The organism is Mycobacterium aquaticum, from assembly GCF_002086485.1.
GTDB classification, from domain to species: Bacteria; Actinomycetota; Actinomycetes; order Mycobacteriales; family Mycobacteriaceae; genus Mycobacterium; species Mycobacterium aquaticum.
This window is the reverse complement of the sequence record NZ_MVHF01000014.1, coordinates 58,560-77,577: the sequence shown is the minus strand read 5'-3', so window position 1 is coordinate 77,577 and position 19,018 is coordinate 58,560. Positions and strand designations below refer to the sequence as shown.

The following is a 19,018-nucleotide window of genomic DNA, read 5'->3' as shown; positions in this document are numbered from 1 at the left end:
ATGTCGGACGTTAGCAAGCCGTTGTAGTCCAGACAATAGGCCGGATGCTCCTCGCCGGTGCCCTTGACGGGCGAATAATCCCTGCGGAATAGTGTTCTCTGTTATGAAGAGCAACATATGTTGTCCGGACAAATAGGCCGCGCGTGGACAGTCCACTGAGTTTGGCCCGCCGTGTCGTGGTGGTGTCGGGTGCTGGTGGCGGCGGCATCGGCACCAGCGTCACGCGGTTGGCGGCCGAGGCGGGCGCGACCGTCGTCGCGGTCAGCCGGTCGCGGGACAACCTCGATGCCCATGTCGGGCCTTTGGTGGACCAGGGCCTGACCGTGCTGCCGGTGGTCGCCGACGCCGCGACCGATGCCGGCATCGCCACTGTGCTCGACGAGGTACGCCGCGCCGGAGTGCCGCTGTACGGCCTTGTGAATGTCGCCGGTGGTGCCGCGCCGTCGACATGGATGCCCGCGACGCGGGTCACCCGGGCCGACTGGCGGGAATTGTTCACCGCGAACCTCGAAACCATGTTCTTCATGAGCCAGGCCGTCGCGGCGGAGATCCGCGCGCAGGGCAATGCAGGCTCGATCGTCTCGGTCTCGTCGATCAGCGGTATGAACTCCGCGCCGTACCACATCGCTTACGGCACCGCGAAAGCCGCGATCGTCGCAGCCACCCGAACGCTGGCGGCCGAACTCGCCGCCGACGGTATCCGCGTCAATGCCGTCGCACCCGGTGTCACCGAAACAGCCGCCTCGGCAACGTATGTCGACACCGACCCGGAGCGGGACCGCCGCGCCATCGCGATGGGACGACGCGGCACGCCCGAAGAGCAGGCCGGCGCGATTCTGTTCCTGCTGTCGGATCTGTCGAGCTACATCACGGGTCAGACCCTGCTGGTCGACGGCGGACTCAACCTGCGGTGGACGCATCTCGGTGCGGACAACACGTCGGTGTTCCTCAAGGACGACGACTTCCGCGCCGCCATGAGGAGGCATGAGTGACCGAAGAGCTATCCACGCCCATGACCATCGGCGTCGACGCCTACATCTCACCCGACTACGCGCGCGCCGAACGAGACCGATTGTGGCGCAAGGTGTGGCAGCAGGTCGGCCGCGTCGAGGACCTGCCCGAAGTCGGCAGCTACCTCACCTACGACATCCTCGACGACTCGATCATCGTCGTGCGTACCGGCGCCGACGACTTCGCTGCCCACCACAACGTGTGCATGCACCGCGGTCGACGGTTGATCGACACCCCGAAGGGCGCCAAGAACGCCTGTGCCCGCACCCGCAAGTCGTTCGTCTGCGGATTCCACGGCTGGACCTACGATCTGGGCGGGGCCTGTACCCACATCCGCGAACAGGACGACTGGCAAGGCGCACTGACGCGCGAGAACACTCATCTGGGCCGTGTGCACGTGGACACCTGGGGCGGCTGGCTGTTCATCAACATGGACCCCGACCCGGAACCGTTGGCGGACTATCTGTTTCCCGCCGCCAAGATCCTCGACCCGTTCGGGCTGGAGAACATGCGCTACAAGTGGCGCAAATGGCTGAACTTCGACTGCAACTGGAAAGTCGCGATGGAGGCCTTCAACGAGACCTACCACGTGTTCACCACGCATCCGGAGTTCAACAAGTTCGGCGAATTCAAGGGCTGGGCGAAAGCGCAGGGCCGGCACTCCAACATCGGCTACGACGCCCCGGATGACTTGGAGGAGACCAAGTCCAAGATCCGGCTCGGCACCGGGGACCCGCGGATCTCGACGGCCGAGATGCAGGTCTACACCATGGAAGAGACCAACGCGACCACCACGCAGACGCTCGTCAACGCCGCCAAGCGCCTGGTCGACGAACTGCCCGAAGGCACCCCGGCCGACAAGGTGCTCGAGCACTGGCTTAGCTCGGCCCGGCGCGACGACGAGGCGCGCGGCGTGATCTGGCCGACCATCCCGCCCGACATCCTGGGCCAGAGTGGCACCGCCTGGCAGCTCTTCCCGAACTTCCAGATCGGGCAGGGCCTCACCAGCGCCCTGTGCTACAGCGCCAGGCCCGATCCGACGTACGACCCCGACAAGTGCATCTTCGAGGTGTCGGTGTTCGAGCTGTACCCGAAAGGCCAAGAACCCCAGACCGAATGGGTGTACACCCCGGCCGACAGTCCCGACTGGTTGTCGGTGCTGCCACAGGATTTCTCCAACATGGCCGCCGTCCAGCGGGGCATGAAATCGGCCGGTTTTCCCGGCACCAAACCCAACCCGTACCGCGAACGCAGCACCGTCAACCTGCACTACCAACTGTCGAAGTACATGGGCGTCGGAGAACCCCACGACATCCAGTGATTTGTGGAGTCTCAACCGTCCTCGGCACGGCTGAGACTCCACAGATCACTCAGTTTGAGGAGAGAACATGAAGGTCAATCTCGGTACGGGGGCCCAGAACTCCCACGATTGGGACCGCGTGCTCGCCGGCGATTTCGCCAGCCCGCCCGTCACGCCCGACTACAAGTGCGTGCAGGCCGCGCTGGCCCTCGGCGACATGGCCGAACCACTCGGCTTCGACGGCATCTGGTTCCCCGAGCACCACGGCACGCCATATGGCATGACGCCCAACCCGATTCAGGCTCTCACCTATTTCGCCGGGCGCACCGAGCGGGTCAGCCTGGGCACCTTCGTCGCGGTGGTGCCGTGGTGGAACCCGATCCGGCTGGCGACGCAGATCGCCTACCTCGACATCGTCTCCAACGGCCGCTACACCACCATCGGCCTGGGCCGCGGCGTGTCCAAGGCCGAGTTCGCGGCCGTCGGCGTTCCGCGCGAGGAGAGCCGCGACCGGTTCAACGAGACGCTGGACATCCTCAAGCTGGCGTTCTCCGGCGAGCGGTTCTCCTACGGCGGCAAGATCTTCTCGTTCCCGGAGATGTCGCTGCGCCCAGAACCGATCAGCACCGATCTGTTCGATCGCATCTACAGCTCGTCCTCGACCGCGGAATCGCTGGAGATCCTGTCGCGGCGCGGCATGGTGCCGCTCTTCGTCGGCAACAAGCCGATCACGGACGCCGGCGAGGAGGTCCGCAAGGTCAACACCTACCGTGCCGAGGAAGGTCTGGGGCCGTGTCAGCCGAAGAACGTGATGTTCATGTACTGCGTGCCATCGGAAGACCAGGCTCAAGACACGGCGGAATGGATCTGGACCGCCAACCGGGACGTCAACGTGCACTACGGTTTTGCCGACGCGTCGAACTTCCAGGGCGTCAAGGGCTATGAGGCCTATGCCGCGCGCGAGGCCAGTGCCACTGCTCTGCTGGCATCGGAGGTCGGCAATCAGAAGAAGGGCGGCCCGCCCGGATACCACGCCTCGAACCTGCTGATCGGGACGCCGCAAACGGTATTCGAGAAGCTCAAGGCCGCGCAGGAGGCATGCTCGTTCTGCGAGGTCACCATCGTCCCGCAGTTCGGCACCATGCCGTACGAGAAGGCTTTCGAAAGCGTCCGGCTGTTCGCCGAAGAGGTGCTGCCCGCCGTTCACGAGATGGACGCCCCGCTGCACCCCGCCGCGCTGCCGGAAAAGGCCAACGTATGACCAACGACTGCGGGCCCACCGACACCCCCACCGACATCGACATCGCTGCGCTGCGGGAGAAGTACCGCGTCGAACGCGAGAAGCGGTTGCGCGCAGAGGGTTCTCGGCAATATCTGCAGACCGGAGCGCAGTTCTCCGAATTCGGCGAGGTCGACCCGCACACCCCGTACGTCGAGCGGGACTCGATCGACGTCGACATCGACGTGGCTGTGCTCGGTGGTGGCTTCGCCGGTCTGCTCACCGGTGCCTACTTGAAGAAGGCCGGCGTCGAGGACGTGCACATCATCGAGATGGGCGGAGATTTCGGCGGGGTCTGGTATTGGAACCGCTATCCGGGTATCCAGTGTGACAACGAGTCCTACTGCTACATACCCCTTCTGGAAGAGCTCGACTTCATGCCGAGCAAGAAGTTCGCCGACGGGGCGGAGATCTGGCAGCACTGCCGCAACATCGGCAAGCACTACGGGCTCTACGACGGCGCCATCTTCTCCACCCAGGTCAAGGACTTGACGTGGGAAGACGACATCCGGCGGTGGCGCATCGGCACCAACCGGGGAGACGACATCCGCGCCCGGTTCGTGGTGATGGCGTCCGGATCATTCAACCGACCCAAACTGCCCGGCATCCCCGGCATCAAGGACTTCGAGGGCCACATCTTCCACTCGTCGCGCTGGGACTACGACTACACCGGGGGTGACAGCTCCGGCGGGCTCGACAAGCTGGCCGACAAGAAGGTCGCGCTGATCGGCACCGGCGCCACCGGTGTGCAGTTGGTGCCGCACCTGGGGCGAGATGCTCAGCACCTGTACGTGTTCCAGCGCACGCCGTCCACCGTGGACGAACGCAACAACACCGCGACCGACCCCGAGTGGGTCAAGACGCTGCAGCCGGGTTGGCAGAAGGAACGCCAACGCAACTTCCACGCCTGGACCTTCGAAGGCATGGCACTCGGCCAGCCGGATCTGGTATGCGACTTCTGGACCGAGCTGGGGCGCAACACCGCTGCCCGGGTGCTGGCCCTGCCGGATCCGACGGCGATGACGCCCGAGCAGTTCATGGGTCTGCGCGAAGAAGAGGACTACAAGGTCATGGAGCGGCTGCGCCGCCGGGTCGAGGCCCTGGTGGAGGACCCCGACACCGCCGAGGCGCTCAAGCCGTACTACCGGTTCCTGTGCAAGAGACCGTGTTCCAACGACGACTATCTGCCGACCTTCAACCGGCCCAACGTCACCCTGGTCGACGTGTCCGAATCCAAAGGCGTCGAACGGATCACCGCCGAGGGCATCGTCGCCAACGGCCAGGAATACGACGTCGACTGCATCATCTTCGCCAGCGGTTTCGAGATCACCACCGAGATCAGCAGGCGTTACTCCATCGACGCCATCAAGGGCCGCGACGGTCTGTCGCTGTACGACGCGTGGGCCGACGGCTACAAGACACTGCACGGTATGACCAGCCGCGGATTCCCCAACCAGTTCTTCACCGGGTTCACCCAGGTCGGCATCTCGGCCAACATCGCGGCCAATTACGAACTGCAGGGCGAGCACATCGCCTACGTGATCGCCGAGGCGCTGCGCCGCGGCATCACCACGGTCGAACCCAGCCGGCAGGCACAGGACGGCTGGTGCCAGACCATCAAGGAGTCATACATCGACACCTCGGCGTTCGACGCCGAATGCACACCCGGCTATTACAACAACGAAGGCGGCGGGGTTGGAAAGGACGCGGAGGGGATTCGATCTCATTTAGGTGAGCCCTATGGTCCCGGGTTCTACGCGTTCGGCGGGTTGCTCAAGGCATGGCGGGACAAGGGCGATCTCGAAGGCCTGGAAACCACGTGAACCTGCGCTTCGACGAGCGCGTCGCCGTCATCACCGGAGCCGGCCGCGGCTTGGGCCGCGAGTACGCGCTGCTGCTGGCATCGCGTGGCGCCAAGGTGGTCGTCAACGATCCCGGTGGCAGCCTCGCCGGCGACGGCACCGATCCCGGCCCGGCGCACGCGGTGGTCGACCAAATCCGCGCGGACGGTGGACAAGCCGTCGCCAACACCGATACGGTCGCCACCGCTGCCGGTGGCCGCGCCATCGTCGACGCCGCGCTGGAGGCCTACGGCCGCATCGACATCCTGATCCACAACGCCGGCATCGTGCGGCGCGGTTCTCTCAAGGACATGAGCTACGACGACTTCGATGCCGTGCTCGACGTTCACCTCCGGGGCGCATTTCATGTTGTGCGGCAGGCTTTTCCGCTCATGTGCGACGCCGGATACGGCAGGATCGTGCTGACAAGCTCGATCGGCGGCCTGTACGGAAATCACGGAGTCGCCAACTATGCGGCGGCCAAGGCGGGCATCGTCGGACTGTGCAACGTCGTCGCGCTGGAAGGTGCCGCGGAGGGCGTGACGTGCAACGCCATCGTGCCCGGTGCCGTGACGCGCATGGCCGAAGGCCTCGATACGTCGGCCTATCCGCCGATGGGCGCGGATTTGGTAGCACCTGTCGTGGGTTGGCTCGCCCACGAAACCTGCAGTGTCACCGGCGAAGTGCTCGTCGCGATCGCCGGCCGCGTGGCCCGCGCCGTCGTCTCGGAGTCGACGGGTGTCTACCGGCCGGAGTGGACGATCGAGGAGGTCGCCGCCGACATCGACGCGATCCGGGATCTGAGCGCGCCCGTGACGTTCCCGGTCGTCCCCGACGGCCACGCCGAACACATCCGCTACAGCTTCGGGGCCGCGGACGCGAGGAGCAGAGACGGGCGAGCCCATGTCTAGCGGACCTCTGCGCGGCGTGCGCGTGGTGGACCTCACCGCCATGGTGATGGGCCCGTACTGCACGCAGATCATGGCCGACATGGGTGCTGACGTGATCAAGGTCGAACCGCCGCAAGGGGACAACACGCGGTACATCTCGGTCGGTCCAACACCGGGTATGAGCGGCGTGTTCGCGAACGTCAACCGCGGCAAGCGGGGGATCGTGCTGGATCTGCAGACCGACGCGGGCCGGGAATCGTTGCGCGCATTGATCGCAACCGCCGACGTGTTCATTCATTCGATGCGGGCCAAGGCGATCGTCAAACTCGGCTTCGGCTACGACGACGTCACCGCGATCAACCCGGCGATCGTCTACACCAACTGCTATGGCTACGGCCGGCGCGGGCCGGATGCCGATCGCCCCGCCTACGACGACACCATCCAGGCCGAATGCGGATTGCCCGCCGTGCAAGCGCAATTGACGGGCGAGGCAAGCTATGTCGGCACCATCATGGCCGACAAGGTCGCAGGTCTGACCGCGCTGTACGCGACGATGATGGCGCTGTTCCACCGTGAACGTACCGGCGAGGGGCAGGAGGTCGAGGTCAGCATGTTCGAGACCATGGCCTCGTTCATGCTCGTCGAGCACGCCAACGGCGCCATGTTCGATCCGCCGCTGAGCCCCGCGGTCTACCCGCGTGCGGTCGCGCCCAACCGCAAGCCTTATGACACCAAGGACGGCCAGATCGCGGCGTTGATCTACAACGACAAGCACTGGAATGCGTTCATCGAGCGGGTTCAACCCGCCTGGAACGGACCACAGTTCGCGACGCTGGAGCAGCGGGCTCATCAGATCGACACGGTATATGGCCTGCTGGCGCAGACTTTGAAGGAACGCACCACCGATGAGTGGCTGCAGCTGTTCCGGGACTTGGAGATTCCCGCGGCCGGGGTGCACACGCCGGACGCGTTGTTCGACAATCCGCACCTCAACGCCGTCGGCCTGTTCGAGACCGTCGACACCCCGCACGGGCCGGTGCGGTTTCCAGGTGTGCCGACGTGGTTCTCCCGGACACCCGGCCGCGTCCAGGGGTTCGCGCCGGAGCTCGGTGCCGACACCGCCGCGATACTCGCCGAACTCGGCGTCGATCACAAGACCGCATAGGGGACGATCAGTGGACTTCGACCTGGGTGAGGCTGCCAACACGCTGCGCGGCGAACTGCGCGGGCTGATCGCCGACCAGATACCCGCGGGCTTCCTCGGCGCATTCACCGACGACCCCGCCGATCTCGATGTGGCGCAGCGGTTCTGCCGAACCCTGGCGCAGCGGCATCTGCTGTGCATGTCGTGGCCCACGGAATTCGGTGGCGGCGGCTCATCGGTATGGGAGCAGACTGTCGTGCGCGAAGAGATGTGGGCCCATCACGAGCCCCGCGGCGCGCAGTACATGGGGGTCAACTGGGTCGGCCCCATCATCATGCGGCACGGCACCGAAGAGCAGCAACGCAAACACCTGCCGCCCATCGCCAACGGCGAAGTGATCTGGTGCCAAGGCTTTTCCGAACCGGAGGCCGGTTCCGATCTGGCGTCCTTGCGCACGTCGGCGCGCCGCGAGGGCGACGGCTGGCGCATCAACGGGCAGAAGATCTGGACGTCGTACGCAACCATGGCGCAGTGGTGCTTCCTGCTGGCCCGCACCTCCAAGGGGGAGAAAAAACAACAGGGCTTGACGATCTTCCTGGTGCCCATGTCGGATCCGGCCATCACCGTGCGGCCCATCCGCACGATGATGGGCCCGCACCATCTCAACGAGGTGTTCTTCGACGAGCTCAAGGTCACCGAGGCTGACGTTCTGGGCACCGTCGACCAGGGCTGGTCGATCGTGCAGGACGTGATGTCCTTCGAACGCGTCGGCATCGCGCGCTACGCCAGGTGCGAGAAATTGTTGCAGGCCGCGCCAGCAGTGCTCGGCGACGCCTGGGACACCCTGCCCGCCGAATTGCGGGGCCGTTGGACCCGCATGCTCACGCACTGTAGAAGAGCCCGGCTCATGGCGTACCGCGTCGTCTCGCTTCAGAGCACCGGCCGGGTGAAACCCGGTGACACGGCTGCGTATCGGATCGCCGTGACCAAGCTGGATCAGGACAGCGCCGAGGTGCTCATGGAGATCATCGCGGCCCTGCCACGCGGCGAGAGTGAGCACTTCCGCCAAGAAGTCGAGGACCACTGGCGCTACGCACAGGCCTCCACGGTGTCCTCGGGCAGCATCGAGATGCAACGCATCCTGTTGTCCCGCGCCATGCTTACCGAGGCCAGAGCGTGATCATCGATCTCGGCGACATCGCGAGAGAATATGGCCGCCAGGCCGTTCGGGCTATTGCGGCAGCGGGCGGGGATCAGCTGCTGCAACAAGCTGAGGCGAAGCCAGAGACGCGCGAAGCGTTGGTGGCGCCTGTGCTCGACGGCCTCGGGGCGTGGGAACTCGACCCCCGCAGCGGTCCCGATGCACTGCAATCGGCGGCGGCATTGTGCCGCAGTGCAGGTTACTGGGCGCTGCCGTACCCGGTGGCCGAACGGCTGGCCGGCGTAGTCGTCGTTTCCGACACCGCGCCTGAAGCGCCGCTCGCCGGTCTCGGAACAGACTGGTACGCGGTGACATTGGACGGCGGGCGCAGCCGTGTCGCCCGGCTGGGTGCGGTCGGTCCGGCCTTCAGCACGGCGCTGGAGCTCACGGCCGACGACGGCACCGCTGACGTCGCACTGGGTTTGGTGTTGCCGTGCTGGACGCTGCTCGGCATGCTCGACCGCGCCATCGACGTGACCGTCGCACATGTGAGCCTGCGCAAGCAGTTCGGCCAGACTTTGGCGTCGTTCCAAGGTGTCCAGTTCCAGCTGACCGACTCGGAGGTCGAGCGCAGCGGCGTCGACATCCTGGCCAAATACGCGCTGTGGAGCCTGGCCACCTCCGACAGCACGACCGCGATCAACGACGCATTGGCGCTGCGGCTCGCCGCGATCGAGGCCGCCGAGGTGGTGTTCCGCGTATGCCATCAATTGCACGGCGCGGTCGGCTTCTGCGATGAGACCACGCTGTCCTGGCTGTCGCGGTACAGCCAGCCGTTGCGCCGCTTGCCATTTGGACTGTCCCAGACCCGCGACATCCTCACCCGACGTCTCGGCCGGCGTGGACTGACCGGGTTGTTCTCGTGACCGAACTCGACGCATTCCGTGCGACGGTGCGTGACTGGTGCGCGCAGCACGTCCCCACCGACTGGCGGACCGCCCAAACCGGCGTCAGCGATGAGGAATTCGTGGCTTTCCAGAAGTTCTGGTTCGCCGAGCTGCACGGCGCCGGTTACGCGGTGCCGCACTGGCCGGCCGAATGGGGCGGCAACATGCGGACGCGAGGAGCACAAGGGCAGATGAGCGTGCCCCAGCAGATCGTGTTGTATCAGGAGCTCGCCGCGCACGACGCACCGCGCCTGGTACTGGCCTTCGTCGGTATCCACCACGCGGCGTCGACCCTGCTCTTCGCCGGGACGGACGAGCAGAAGGCGCGTCACCTCCCGGCTATCCTCGACGGCGAGATCTGGGTTCAGGGGTTCTCCGAGCCGGACGCCGGATCTGATCTGGCGGCGCTGCGCACGAGTGCGAGACGCGACGGCGACACGTTCGTTGTCAATGGGCAGAAGCTCTGGGCCAGCGGCGCGATGCACGCGGACTGGTGCCTGCTGCTGGCCCGCACCGATCCGGATGCGCCGAAACGGCATGGCATCTCGTACTTCCTGATGGACATGACGACACCGGGCATAGAGGTCAGACCGATCCGTAATGCGGTGGGCGAGTCGCACTTCTGCGAGATCTTCCTCGACGACGTCGTGATCCCGGAGGCCAATCTGGTCGGACCCGTCAACGACGGGTGGCGGGTCGCTCAGGCCACCTTGGGTGCCGAGCGGGGCATGACGATGCTGGAGTTGGCCGAGCGGTTGAGCAATGCGGGTTTCCGCTGGCTCGTGCAAGCGTGTGCTCCAGTTGACGATGCGCTGGTGGCGGATCGACTGGCGCAGTTCGAGATCGAACTCGCCGGCTTGCGCGGTCTGTGCCGCGATTTGGTGGAACGCAGCGCGATGGGGCAGGCCGGCCCGGCCGATGCATCGATCGCCAAGCTGTACTACAGCGAACTGCTGCAGCGAATGACCGGGTTCGGCGCCGAGATCGGCGGCCTGCCCGCACAGACCGTCCTGACCAAACCGGTTTCCAGCGGCTGGGAGTCCGGCAACTTAATGCTCGACTTCATCGGCTCGTGGGAGTGGACCATCCCGGGCGGGGCCAGCGAGATCCAGCGCACCATCATCGCTGAGCGAGGATTGGGGCTGCCCCGATGAGTTTCGCAGAGCTGCATGACGAATTGCGTTCCGTGGCACGCGATCTTCTCGCCAAGGACACCGACTGGCCGCTGCTCGTGCAGGCAGGCTGGGTCGGTGTGGATGCACCGGAGGAGTTCGGCGGCTCGGGTGCCACCCTCGCCGAGGTCGCGGTGATCTGTGAGGAGATCGGCCGGGCTGCCGCGCCGACCGCCTATCTGGGCGGTGCGGTGCTCGGCATCAGCGCCTTGCTTGCGGTGCAGGAAGGCGAGTTCCGCGACCGACTACTGCGGGATGCGACTGCAGGCAACACCAGCGTCGCGCTCGCGTTGTCCGCCGAGCGAGCTTCGCCTGGTTTCGAACTCGCCACCGGCTGCCGCATTCACGGCCACGCCGTCTTCGTACCGGATGCGGCTGTCGCACAACGACTTCTGCTGCCCGCCACGGATGCCCAGGGGACGCCGGTGCTCGTCGACGTCGCGTCGGATGCCGTCGGCCTGCACATCGCCGATCAACCGGTGCTCGACGAGACCCGCAGGCTGTCCACCGTGACCGCCGACGGCGTCGAGGTGGACGCAGCGGCGGTGTGGCGATTCGACGGGGATCCGCACACGCGGCTGCAGGGCTTGCGGGACCGCGCAGCACTGGCCGTGGCCTGCGACAGCCTCGGCCTCGCGCAGGCGATGCTCGACGCCACGGTGTCCTATGTTGGCGTGCGCCGTCAATTCGGTCAGCCGATCGGTGCGTTCCAGGCCGTCAAACACGCCTGTGCCGACATGCTGGTGCGGATCGCGGTGGCGCGGCAGCTGGTGATGTCCGCAGTCGACGACCCCAACAAGATCACGGCAGCCATGGCCAAGGCGTACGCATGCGATACCGCGGTCGAGGTCACGGGCAAGGCCATGCAATTGCACGGCGGCGTCGGCTACACGTGGGAGAGCGGCGTCCACGTCTACCTCAAACGGGCCGCGCTCAACCGCGCGCTGTTCGGCTCCTCTGCGGCTCATCGGGCCCGGCTCGCGGAGCGCTACCAGTAGGGTGCGGCTGTGCAGAAGCGACACCCGGGATTCGCGACCGAGGTCACCCGTGAGTTGGCCGAAGCCACCCTGCCCGACGTCGAGACACTGATCGATCGGCTGCTGTCGGCGATCTTCACCGACAACCCTGAGTGGACCGATTACGCCAGCGTGCCCCGCGAGGATTTGCGGGACGGCTGCCGGGACTACCTCACCCGCGTGCTGGAGCTGCTGAGCGGCCGGGGCGGTGACCTCGACCATGCCGACGAGGTGGTGGGCGCGATCGCCCGACACCGCGCCGAGCAGGGCGTGCCGCTGGAGGTCATGCTGCGGACCTTTCGGCTCGGCGGCCGGGTCGTCTGGCAGGCGCTGCTGGAGCGCGCCGAGGACAGTGGTGTCGCACCCAATGACGTGCTCGATGCCGGCACCGCGACATGGACGGTGATCGACGAGCTGTCCTCGGCACTGTCGACGTCCTACCGGGACAGCGAGCAGGAGCGGGTGCGCCACGACGAGCAGCGCCGCAATGCCCTGATCGAGGATCTGCTCGGTCGGCGCGCCGGCGACGCGGGCTTCGCCGCGCGGGTGGCGCGGGAGCTGGAACTGCCCGCCAAGGGCGGCTACCTGGTGATAGTGGCAGACGTGCGGCCGGACGGCACCCCTGCGCTGGCGAGCCCGGGAACCGCGCTCGATGCGCTCGGCTTCCGGTCGGTGTGGCAGACCAAGGTCGACACCCGCATCGGCGTGGTGGCGCTGGAGCAGCGCGACGCCGACGGCGTGATCGCCCGCCTGCGGCCGCTGGCCCGGGGACGTGCCGCGGCTTCGCCCGCAGTGTCGGGGCTCGCCGAGGCCGGCTCGGCCTACACGCTGGCACTGATCGCCTTGAGCATGGTGCCGCCGAACACGACAGAGTTGGTGTCGTTCGGCGACCACTATCCCGAGGCTCTGCTGGTGCGATCGCCCGACCTCGCCCAGCGACTCGTCGCCCGCAATCTCGGCGGTGTCCTGGACCGCCCGGTCCGCGAACGCGATGTTCTGCTCGAGACGTTGGTCGTCTGGCTGGAAGAGGACCGGTCGACGGCCAACGCGGCCGTCCGGCTGCACTGTCACCGCAACACGGTGCTCAACCGACTGAACCGGATCACCGAACTGATCGGCAGGCCGCTGCACGGTCGAGCCGCCTACGTCGAACTCTCCCTCGCGCTGTCCGCGCTCGATTTGCCTCAGATTGGGCACTCTGCCCAATCTGAGTGATCCAACGCTGGGCCGACGCGCATGGTGGCGGCGCTCACACGCCAGCAGACTCAACTGCGTGCGTGAGTTCGATCTTCTGGTGATCGGTGGCGGGCCCGGCGGCTACGTCGCAGCGATCCGTGCGGCCCAACATGGGCTCTCGGTGGGGCTGGTGGAAAAGGAGCGCCCCGGCGGCGTGTGCCTCAACTGGGGCTGCATCCCCACCAAGGCCATGCTGCGGTCGGCCGAGGTGCTGCAGACCGTGCGCGACGCCGCCGAGTACGGAATACGTGCCGACAACGTCGGATTCGACTACACCGCGGTGCGACGGCGCATGACCGAGGTCGTCACCGGGCTGACCGACGGCGTGGCCGGCCTGCTGAAAGCCAACGGCGTCACCGTGATCGAGGGTCACGCGCGATTCACCGGGCCCACCACCGTGGAGATCTGCGACGTTCCTGCAGGTGACGGTCCCCGGTACGCGGCGACACCGGCCGAGGTCGTCGACCGCGCCACCGCGCGCGACATCATCATCGCGACCGGATCCACCCCCATTCCGCTGCCCATCCCGGGCGCCGACCTGCCCGGCGTCATCACGTCCGACGGCGCGTTCGGGCTCACCGAGGTGCCAGAGCGAATCGTCATCGTCGGGGGCAGCGCCGTCGGCGCCGAATGGGCCAGCCTGTTCGCCGCGTTCGGCTCGGCCGTCACGGTCGTCGAGATGCGTGACTCGCTCGTTCCTGCCGAGGACGCCGATATCGGTGCGGCCCTAGGCCGTTCGTTCAGGCAGCGCGGCATCACGGTGCTCAGCGGCTCGACCGTCAGCGCGATCGCCCAGACAGCTGCGCTGCGGGTGACCGTCGATGGCCCGAAGCCGCAGGAGATCGATACCGACGTCGTGCTTTTCGGTGTGGGACGCAAACCCAACACTGCCGAACTCGGCCTCGAGACCACCGGCGTGACCGCCGACGCGCGCGGTTTCATCGTGGTCGACGAGCAACTGCGGACCAACGTCGAGGGCGTCTACGCCATCGGTGATGTCACCGGCAAGGCGCTGCTGGCCCACGTCGCGTCGCATCAAGGGCTGACCGCAGCCGACGTGCTGGCCGGACACGACAAGCGCATCGACTACGACGTCGTGCCTGCGGCCACGTTCACCCATCCCGAGATCGCCAGTGTGGGGCTCACCGAGGCGCAGGCGAAGGCGGCCGGGCACGATCCCGTGACCGCCAAGTTCCCGTTCGCCGCGCTCGGCCGGGCCCGAACCTTCGGTGACAGCGAAGGTTTCGTGAAGATCGTGGCCGCAGCCAAGTACGGCGAAGTGCTCGGCATGCACATCATCGGACCCGCAGCCAGTGACCTGATCACCGAGGGCGCATTGGCAATGGCGCTTGAGGCGACGCTCGACGAACTGGCCGACACCATCCACGCGCACCCGACACTCGGCGAGATCGGTATGGAAGCCGCGCTCGCTGCGCTGGGGCTGCCCGTACACATCGCGCCACCGAAGCGCTGAGGAGTTCTGCATGACGGACACGATCGACCGGCCCGCTCTCGCCGGAGAAGACCTCAACACCCTGTGTGCCTACTACCGGCAGATGGTGTTGATCCGGCGCTTCGAGGAGCGGGCCGCGCAGGGCTACACACAGGCCAAAGTGGGTGGGTACTGCCACCTCAACCTCGGTGAGGAGGCCACCGTGGTCGGGCTCATGGCCGCCCTGCGGCCCACCGACTACCTGTTCACCAACTACCGTGAACACGGCTACGCGATCGCCAAGGGTATCGACCCCAAGCGGGTGATGGCCGAACTGTACGGCCGCAGCACCGGCACGTCCAAGGGCTGGGGCGGCTCGATGCACATGTACGACACCGACACTCGTCTGCTCGGCGGCTACGGCATTGTGGGAGGCCAACTTCCGCTGGCCGTCGGTGCGGCGCTGGCCATCGACTACCGCGGCGGCGACGACGTGGTGATGTGCCAGATGGGCGACGGCACCACGAACATCGGCGCGTTCCACGAGTCGCTCAACATCGCCGCGTTGTGGCGCCTGCCCGTGGTGTTCGTGGTGATCAACAACAACCTCGGCATGGGCACCACGGTCGAGCGCTCGTCGGCCGAACCCGAGCTGTACAAACGGGCCGCGGCGTACCGCATGGTCGGGGAGCGCGTCGACGGCACCGATGTGCTCGCGGTGCGTGACACAGCGCGCCGCCTGGTCGAGGCGGCCCGCACGCAAGGCAAACCAGCCCTGCTGGAAGCGGTCAGCCACCGGTTGCGTGGACACTCCGTCGTCGACCCCGCGAAGTACCGCAGCGAAACCGATGTCGCCGCAGCGCAAGACGCGGATCCCTTGACGCTGTTCAAGGCGACCCTGCTGCGAGTCGGCGCATGTGACGAGGACGGCGCAGCGGCACTGGAGCGCTCGGCCCAGGAAGAGGCCGACGCCGCCGTGGCGTACGCCGATGCGAGCCCGCATCCCGATCCGTCGACGCTGTTCGACTACACCTACGCCACCCCGGTGCCCGGCGAGTCCCGCCGGCTACCCGCCGACCCGTTGTTCTGACCGCACTTCAGCAGAAGGAAAACCGTTGCCTGTCATCAGTTATCGTGAAGCGCTGCGCGAAACTCTGCGTGAGGAGATGCATCGCGACGACTCGGTCTTCCTGATCGGTGAGGAGATCGGCGTTTTCGAGGGCTCCTACAAGATTACCGCGGGCCTGCTCGCAGAGTTCGGCGAGAAGCGGGTACGCGACACTCCCATCGCCGAAGAGGGTTTCGTCGGTGCCGCAGTGGGCGCGGCCATGCTGGGGCTGCGTCCCGTCGTCGAGATCATGACGATCAACTTCTCGCTGCTGGCGCTCGACCAGATCGTCAACCATGCCGCCAAGATCTACGGCATGTTCGGCGGCCAGACCAGCGTGCCCATGGTGATCCGTACCCCCGGCGGCGGTGGGCAACAGCTCGGCGCAACGCATTCGCAGAACATCGAGCTCTACTACGCCTTCGTGCCGGGCCTCAAGGTCGTCGCGCCGAGTACCCCGGCCGACGCCCGGGCGCTGATGCGGGCCGCCATCCGCGATGACGATCCCGTGCTGTTCCTGGAGAACCTCGCGCTGTACAACACCAAAGGCGAAGTGCCCACCGACCTGGAGCCCGCCGAGATCGGCAAGGCCGCCGTCCGCAGGGAGGGCACTGACATCACGCTCATCGGCTACTCCCGAATGGCCGCTGTCGCAACGCAGGTCGCGCGACGACTGCACGATGACGACGGAATCGACGCCGAGGTCATCGATCTGCGCAGCTTGCGCCCGCTCGACCGCGAGACCCTGGTGGAGTCGGTCCGCAAGACCGGATGCGCCGTCATCGCCGAAGACGACTGGCTCACCTACGGCATCGGCGCGGAGGTCGCCGCGTCGATCTCGGACGGTGCCTTCGATTACCTCGACGCCCCCGTGCGTCGCGTCGCCGCCGCCGAAGTTCCGCTGCCCTACGCCAAACCGCTCGAGCAGGCAGCCTTGCCGTCGGCCGAATCGCTCTACACCGCAGCCCGCGAAACACTCGCCGCCGTCGGCCGGCTCTGATACAAGTTGAGGACCATACGTGCCTGAAATCACCATGCCCCGCCTCTCCGACACCATGGAGGACGGCGTAATCATCGCCTGGCACAAGAAGATCGGTGACCGAGTAGAGCGCGGTGAAGTGCTCGCCGAGATCGAGACCGACAAAGCCATCATGGAGCTCGAGGCGTACGACGCGGGCATCCTCGAGCACATGCTGGCCGGCGAGGGCGACCGAGTGCCGATCGGCGTCCCGATCGCGGTCATCGGCGACGGCAGCGGCACGGCGCCGCATTCGGCGCCACCCGCCGCGTCGACGCCGGCCGCTGCGCCGAAACCCGAACCCGCCTCCGCGCCGGCGCCTTCCGCCCCGGCCGTGCGGTCCAACCGCCCCAAGGCATCACCGCTGGCCCGCAAGGTCGCCGACGCCGACGGGGTCGACCTGGCCACCGTCGCAGGCAGCGGCCCCGGGGGCCGCATCATCCGCAAGGACGTCGACGCCGCCGCCCGCCGCGACGAAACCCCTGCTGCGCCAAGCCAGCCCGCCAACAGCGCGGCCGATGAGGTGCCGCTGACCACACTGCAGCGCGTCGCGGCCAAGCGCCTGACCGAAAGTAAGCAGAACGCCCCGCACTTCTATCTGACCGCCGCCGTTGACGTTACCGAGCTGTTGGCCTTCCGCAAGACCGTCAACGACAGCCTGCAGGCGGGTGGTGGCCCGAAGGTCAGTGTCAACGACTTCATCGTCCGCGCTGTCGCGTCGGCGCTTCGGAACAACCCGGGCGTCAACGTGTCCTTCGGCGGTGACACCCTGCTCCGCCATCACGGCGTGCACATCGGCGTCGCAGTCGCTGTCGATGCGGGCCTGGTGGTTCCGGTGGTGCGCGACGCCGACCGTAAGACGGTGTCGCAGATCGCCACCGAGACCAAGGAGATGGCCGGGCGGGCCCGCATCGGAAAGCTGCGCGCCGACGAGATGTCCGGCGGCACCTTCACGATCTCCAATCTCGGGATGTACGGCATCGAGCAGTTCGCGGCGGTGATCAATCCGCCGGAGGCCGCGATCCTCGCGGTGGGAGCGGCGGCCGACGAGCTACGCCTGATCGACGGTGAGGTGGCGGCCCGCAAGATCCTGCGGTTGACGCTGTCCGCTGATCACCGCGCGATCGACGGTGCGACCGGTGCGATCTTCCTGCGTGATCTGACGGCGCTCCTGCAGAACCCGCTGCGCATCGTGACCTGACTGCTTGCGATGAGTTTTTCCGGCGGTGCCGGTCGATACGTTTGACCGACTCACCGTGAAGGAGACCTCATCGTGGCTACCCGTGACCGCGCGCCGCTGGGCGCGCCCATCTGGATCGACCTGACCACCTCCGACGTCGAGCGCGCACAGCAGTTCTACGGGGCGGTGTTCGGCTGGACGTTCGAAACCGCAGGCCCCGAGTACGGCGGCTACGTGAACGCTGCCCTCGGTGGCCGGCCGGTCGCCGGACTCATGCGCAATGATCCGCAGTGGAACGCACCGGACGCGTGGACCACCTATCTGCACACCGCCGACGCCGACGCCACTGTCGCCGCGGCGACGGCGGCCGGTGGCCAGAGTTGCGTCGCGACCATGGACATTCCCGACAAGGGGCGGATGGCGCTGCTCAGTGACCCCGGTTGCGGGTTCTTCGGGCTGTGGCAACCGGCGGGGCACGACGGCTACGAGGCCGCCGACGAGGCGGGTGCGCCTGCCTACTTCCAGTTGACCACCCGCGACTACGCCGGCTCGCTGGACTTCTACCGCACCGTGTTCGGCTGGAGCACCGCTACGGTGTCTGATACCGACGAATTCCGGTACAGCACAGCATTGTTCGACGGGGTGCCGAAGCTCGGGGTGATGGACGGCAGCGCGTTCCTGCCCGAGGGTGCGCCCGCGACGTGGACGGTGTTCTTCGGGGCTGACGATGTGGACAAGACCATCGAATTGATCGTGGAGAACGGCGGCTCGGTGGTACGGCCGGCAGAGGATACGCCCTACGGCCGGCTGGCCGCCGTGACTGACCCGACCGGTGCGGCGTTCAATCTGACGTCTCTGCCGGGCTGAGCGCGAAGTCGGCGAAGTCGAAGCCCGGCACCACAACACAACTGACCAGGGCCGGTTCGTCATCGAGCGGCCTGGCCCGCTGCCAGTGGCCCGGCGGGACCAGCAACTGCGGGTGCTGCCGGGCCGTGATGTCGGGACCGAGGACGTGTGTGGCCGCGCTGTCCTGCTCGGCGCCGATCTGTAGTTCCAATGGGCTGCCGCGGTGGTGGAACTACAGCTCGGCACTGCGCACCGTATGCCAGGCCGATTGCTGCCCGGGCATGAGCAGGAACAGGATCGCGGTGCCGGCGCTGCGCGGGCCGGTATAGCCCGGTGGCAGCGCGGCTTCGCTCACGGTCAGGTCACTGCGCCAGGTTTCGCGGTACCAACCGCCTTCCGGGTGTGGGGACAGATCGAGCGCGCGGGCCCAGTCCGGTAGCGACGTCACACCCGATAG

16 protein-coding genes and 1 pseudogene are annotated in these 19,018 nt (G+C 66.8%); 16 read left to right on the top strand and 1 reads right to left on the bottom strand.

Annotated features, from left to right (window positions below):
* Positions 1 to 143: 143 nt before the first annotated feature.
* From BST13_RS15825 to BST13_RS15750, 16 genes are all read left to right on the top strand, one after another.
* Complete coding sequence (locus tag BST13_RS15825; protein WP_083164974.1) at positions 144 to 992, top strand: SDR family NAD(P)-dependent oxidoreductase; 849 nt, start codon at positions 144 to 146, stop codon at positions 990 to 992.
* A gap of 20 nt (positions 993 to 1,012) precedes the next feature.
* Positions 1,013 to 2,332: an aromatic ring-hydroxylating oxygenase subunit alpha gene (locus tag BST13_RS15820; RefSeq protein WP_083164973.1), complete on the top strand. Its 1,320-nt coding sequence runs from the start codon at positions 1,013 to 1,015 to the stop codon at positions 2,330 to 2,332.
* Between the two features lie 67 nt (positions 2,333 to 2,399).
* Positions 2,400 to 3,572 (top strand): LLM class flavin-dependent oxidoreductase, encoded by a 1,173-nt coding sequence (locus BST13_RS15815; protein ID WP_083164972.1) that lies wholly within the window; start codon positions 2,400 to 2,402, stop codon positions 3,570 to 3,572.
* A complete protein-coding gene (locus BST13_RS15810; RefSeq protein WP_083164971.1) occupies positions 3,569 to 5,413 on the top strand; it encodes a flavin-containing monooxygenase in 1,845 nt (614 codons plus the stop codon). Before BST13_RS15815 ends, BST13_RS15810 begins: the two co-directional genes overlap by 4 nt.
* The gene (locus BST13_RS15805) at positions 5,410 to 6,342 is read left to right on the top strand and encodes an SDR family NAD(P)-dependent oxidoreductase (protein ID WP_245839648.1); all 933 of its coding nucleotides are present in this window, start codon (positions 5,410 to 5,412) and stop codon (positions 6,340 to 6,342) included. The genes BST13_RS15810 and BST13_RS15805 overlap by 4 nt, the downstream gene beginning before the upstream one ends.
* Positions 6,335 to 7,486: a CaiB/BaiF CoA transferase family protein gene (locus tag BST13_RS15800; protein WP_083164969.1), complete on the top strand. Its 1,152-nt coding sequence runs from the start codon at positions 6,335 to 6,337 to the stop codon at positions 7,484 to 7,486. Before BST13_RS15805 ends, BST13_RS15800 begins: the two co-directional genes overlap by 8 nt.
* A 10-nt stretch (positions 7,487 to 7,496) precedes the next feature.
* The gene (locus BST13_RS15795) at positions 7,497 to 8,645 is read left to right on the top strand and encodes an acyl-CoA dehydrogenase family protein (protein ID WP_083164968.1); all 1,149 of its coding nucleotides are present in this window, start codon (positions 7,497 to 7,499) and stop codon (positions 8,643 to 8,645) included.
* Entirely contained in the window at positions 8,642 to 9,532 is an 891-nt protein-coding gene (locus tag BST13_RS15790) for an acyl-CoA dehydrogenase family protein (RefSeq protein ID WP_083164967.1), read from the top strand. The genes BST13_RS15795 and BST13_RS15790 overlap by 4 nt, the downstream gene beginning before the upstream one ends.
* Entirely contained in the window at positions 9,529 to 10,707 is a 1,179-nt protein-coding gene (locus tag BST13_RS15785; RefSeq protein WP_083164966.1) for an acyl-CoA dehydrogenase family protein, read from the top strand. The genes BST13_RS15790 and BST13_RS15785 overlap by 4 nt, the downstream gene beginning before the upstream one ends.
* Positions 10,704 to 11,723, top strand: a complete 1,020-nt coding sequence (locus tag BST13_RS15780; RefSeq protein ID WP_083164965.1) for an acyl-CoA dehydrogenase family protein — start codon at positions 10,704 to 10,706, stop codon at positions 11,721 to 11,723. The genes BST13_RS15785 and BST13_RS15780 overlap by 4 nt, the downstream gene beginning before the upstream one ends.
* Before the next feature lie 9 nt (positions 11,724 to 11,732).
* A complete protein-coding gene (locus BST13_RS15775) occupies positions 11,733 to 12,956 on the top strand; it encodes a PucR family transcriptional regulator (protein WP_083164964.1) in 1,224 nt (407 codons plus the stop codon).
* Positions 12,957 to 13,014: 58 nt separating this feature from the next.
* Positions 13,015 to 14,451, top strand: coding sequence for a dihydrolipoyl dehydrogenase (gene lpdA, locus BST13_RS15770; protein ID WP_083164963.1), 1,437 nt, complete (start codon positions 13,015 to 13,017; stop codon positions 14,449 to 14,451).
* Positions 14,452 to 14,461: 10 nt separating this feature from the next.
* Positions 14,462 to 15,499, top strand: a complete 1,038-nt coding sequence (gene pdhA, locus BST13_RS15765) for a pyruvate dehydrogenase (acetyl-transferring) E1 component subunit alpha (protein WP_083164962.1) — start codon at positions 14,462 to 14,464, stop codon at positions 15,497 to 15,499.
* Positions 15,500 to 15,533: 34 nt separating this feature from the next.
* Positions 15,534 to 16,517 (top strand): alpha-ketoacid dehydrogenase subunit beta, encoded by a 984-nt coding sequence (locus tag BST13_RS15760; RefSeq protein ID WP_211296102.1) that lies wholly within the window; start codon positions 15,534 to 15,536, stop codon positions 16,515 to 16,517.
* 19 nt (positions 16,518 to 16,536) lie between these two features.
* A complete protein-coding gene (locus tag BST13_RS15755) occupies positions 16,537 to 17,736 on the top strand; it encodes a dihydrolipoamide acetyltransferase family protein (protein WP_211296101.1) in 1,200 nt (399 codons plus the stop codon).
* A 72-nt stretch (positions 17,737 to 17,808) separates the two neighbouring features.
* Entirely contained in the window at positions 17,809 to 18,582 is a 774-nt protein-coding gene (locus BST13_RS15750) for a VOC family protein (protein WP_083164959.1), read from the top strand.
* Here the strand turns inward: BST13_RS15750 and BST13_RS15745 are convergent.
* Positions 18,557 to 19,009, bottom strand: a pseudogene (locus BST13_RS15745) (cupin domain-containing protein). The gene BST13_RS15750 and the pseudogene BST13_RS15745 overlap by 26 nt on opposite strands.
* Positions 19,010 to 19,018: the final 9 nt, after the last annotated feature.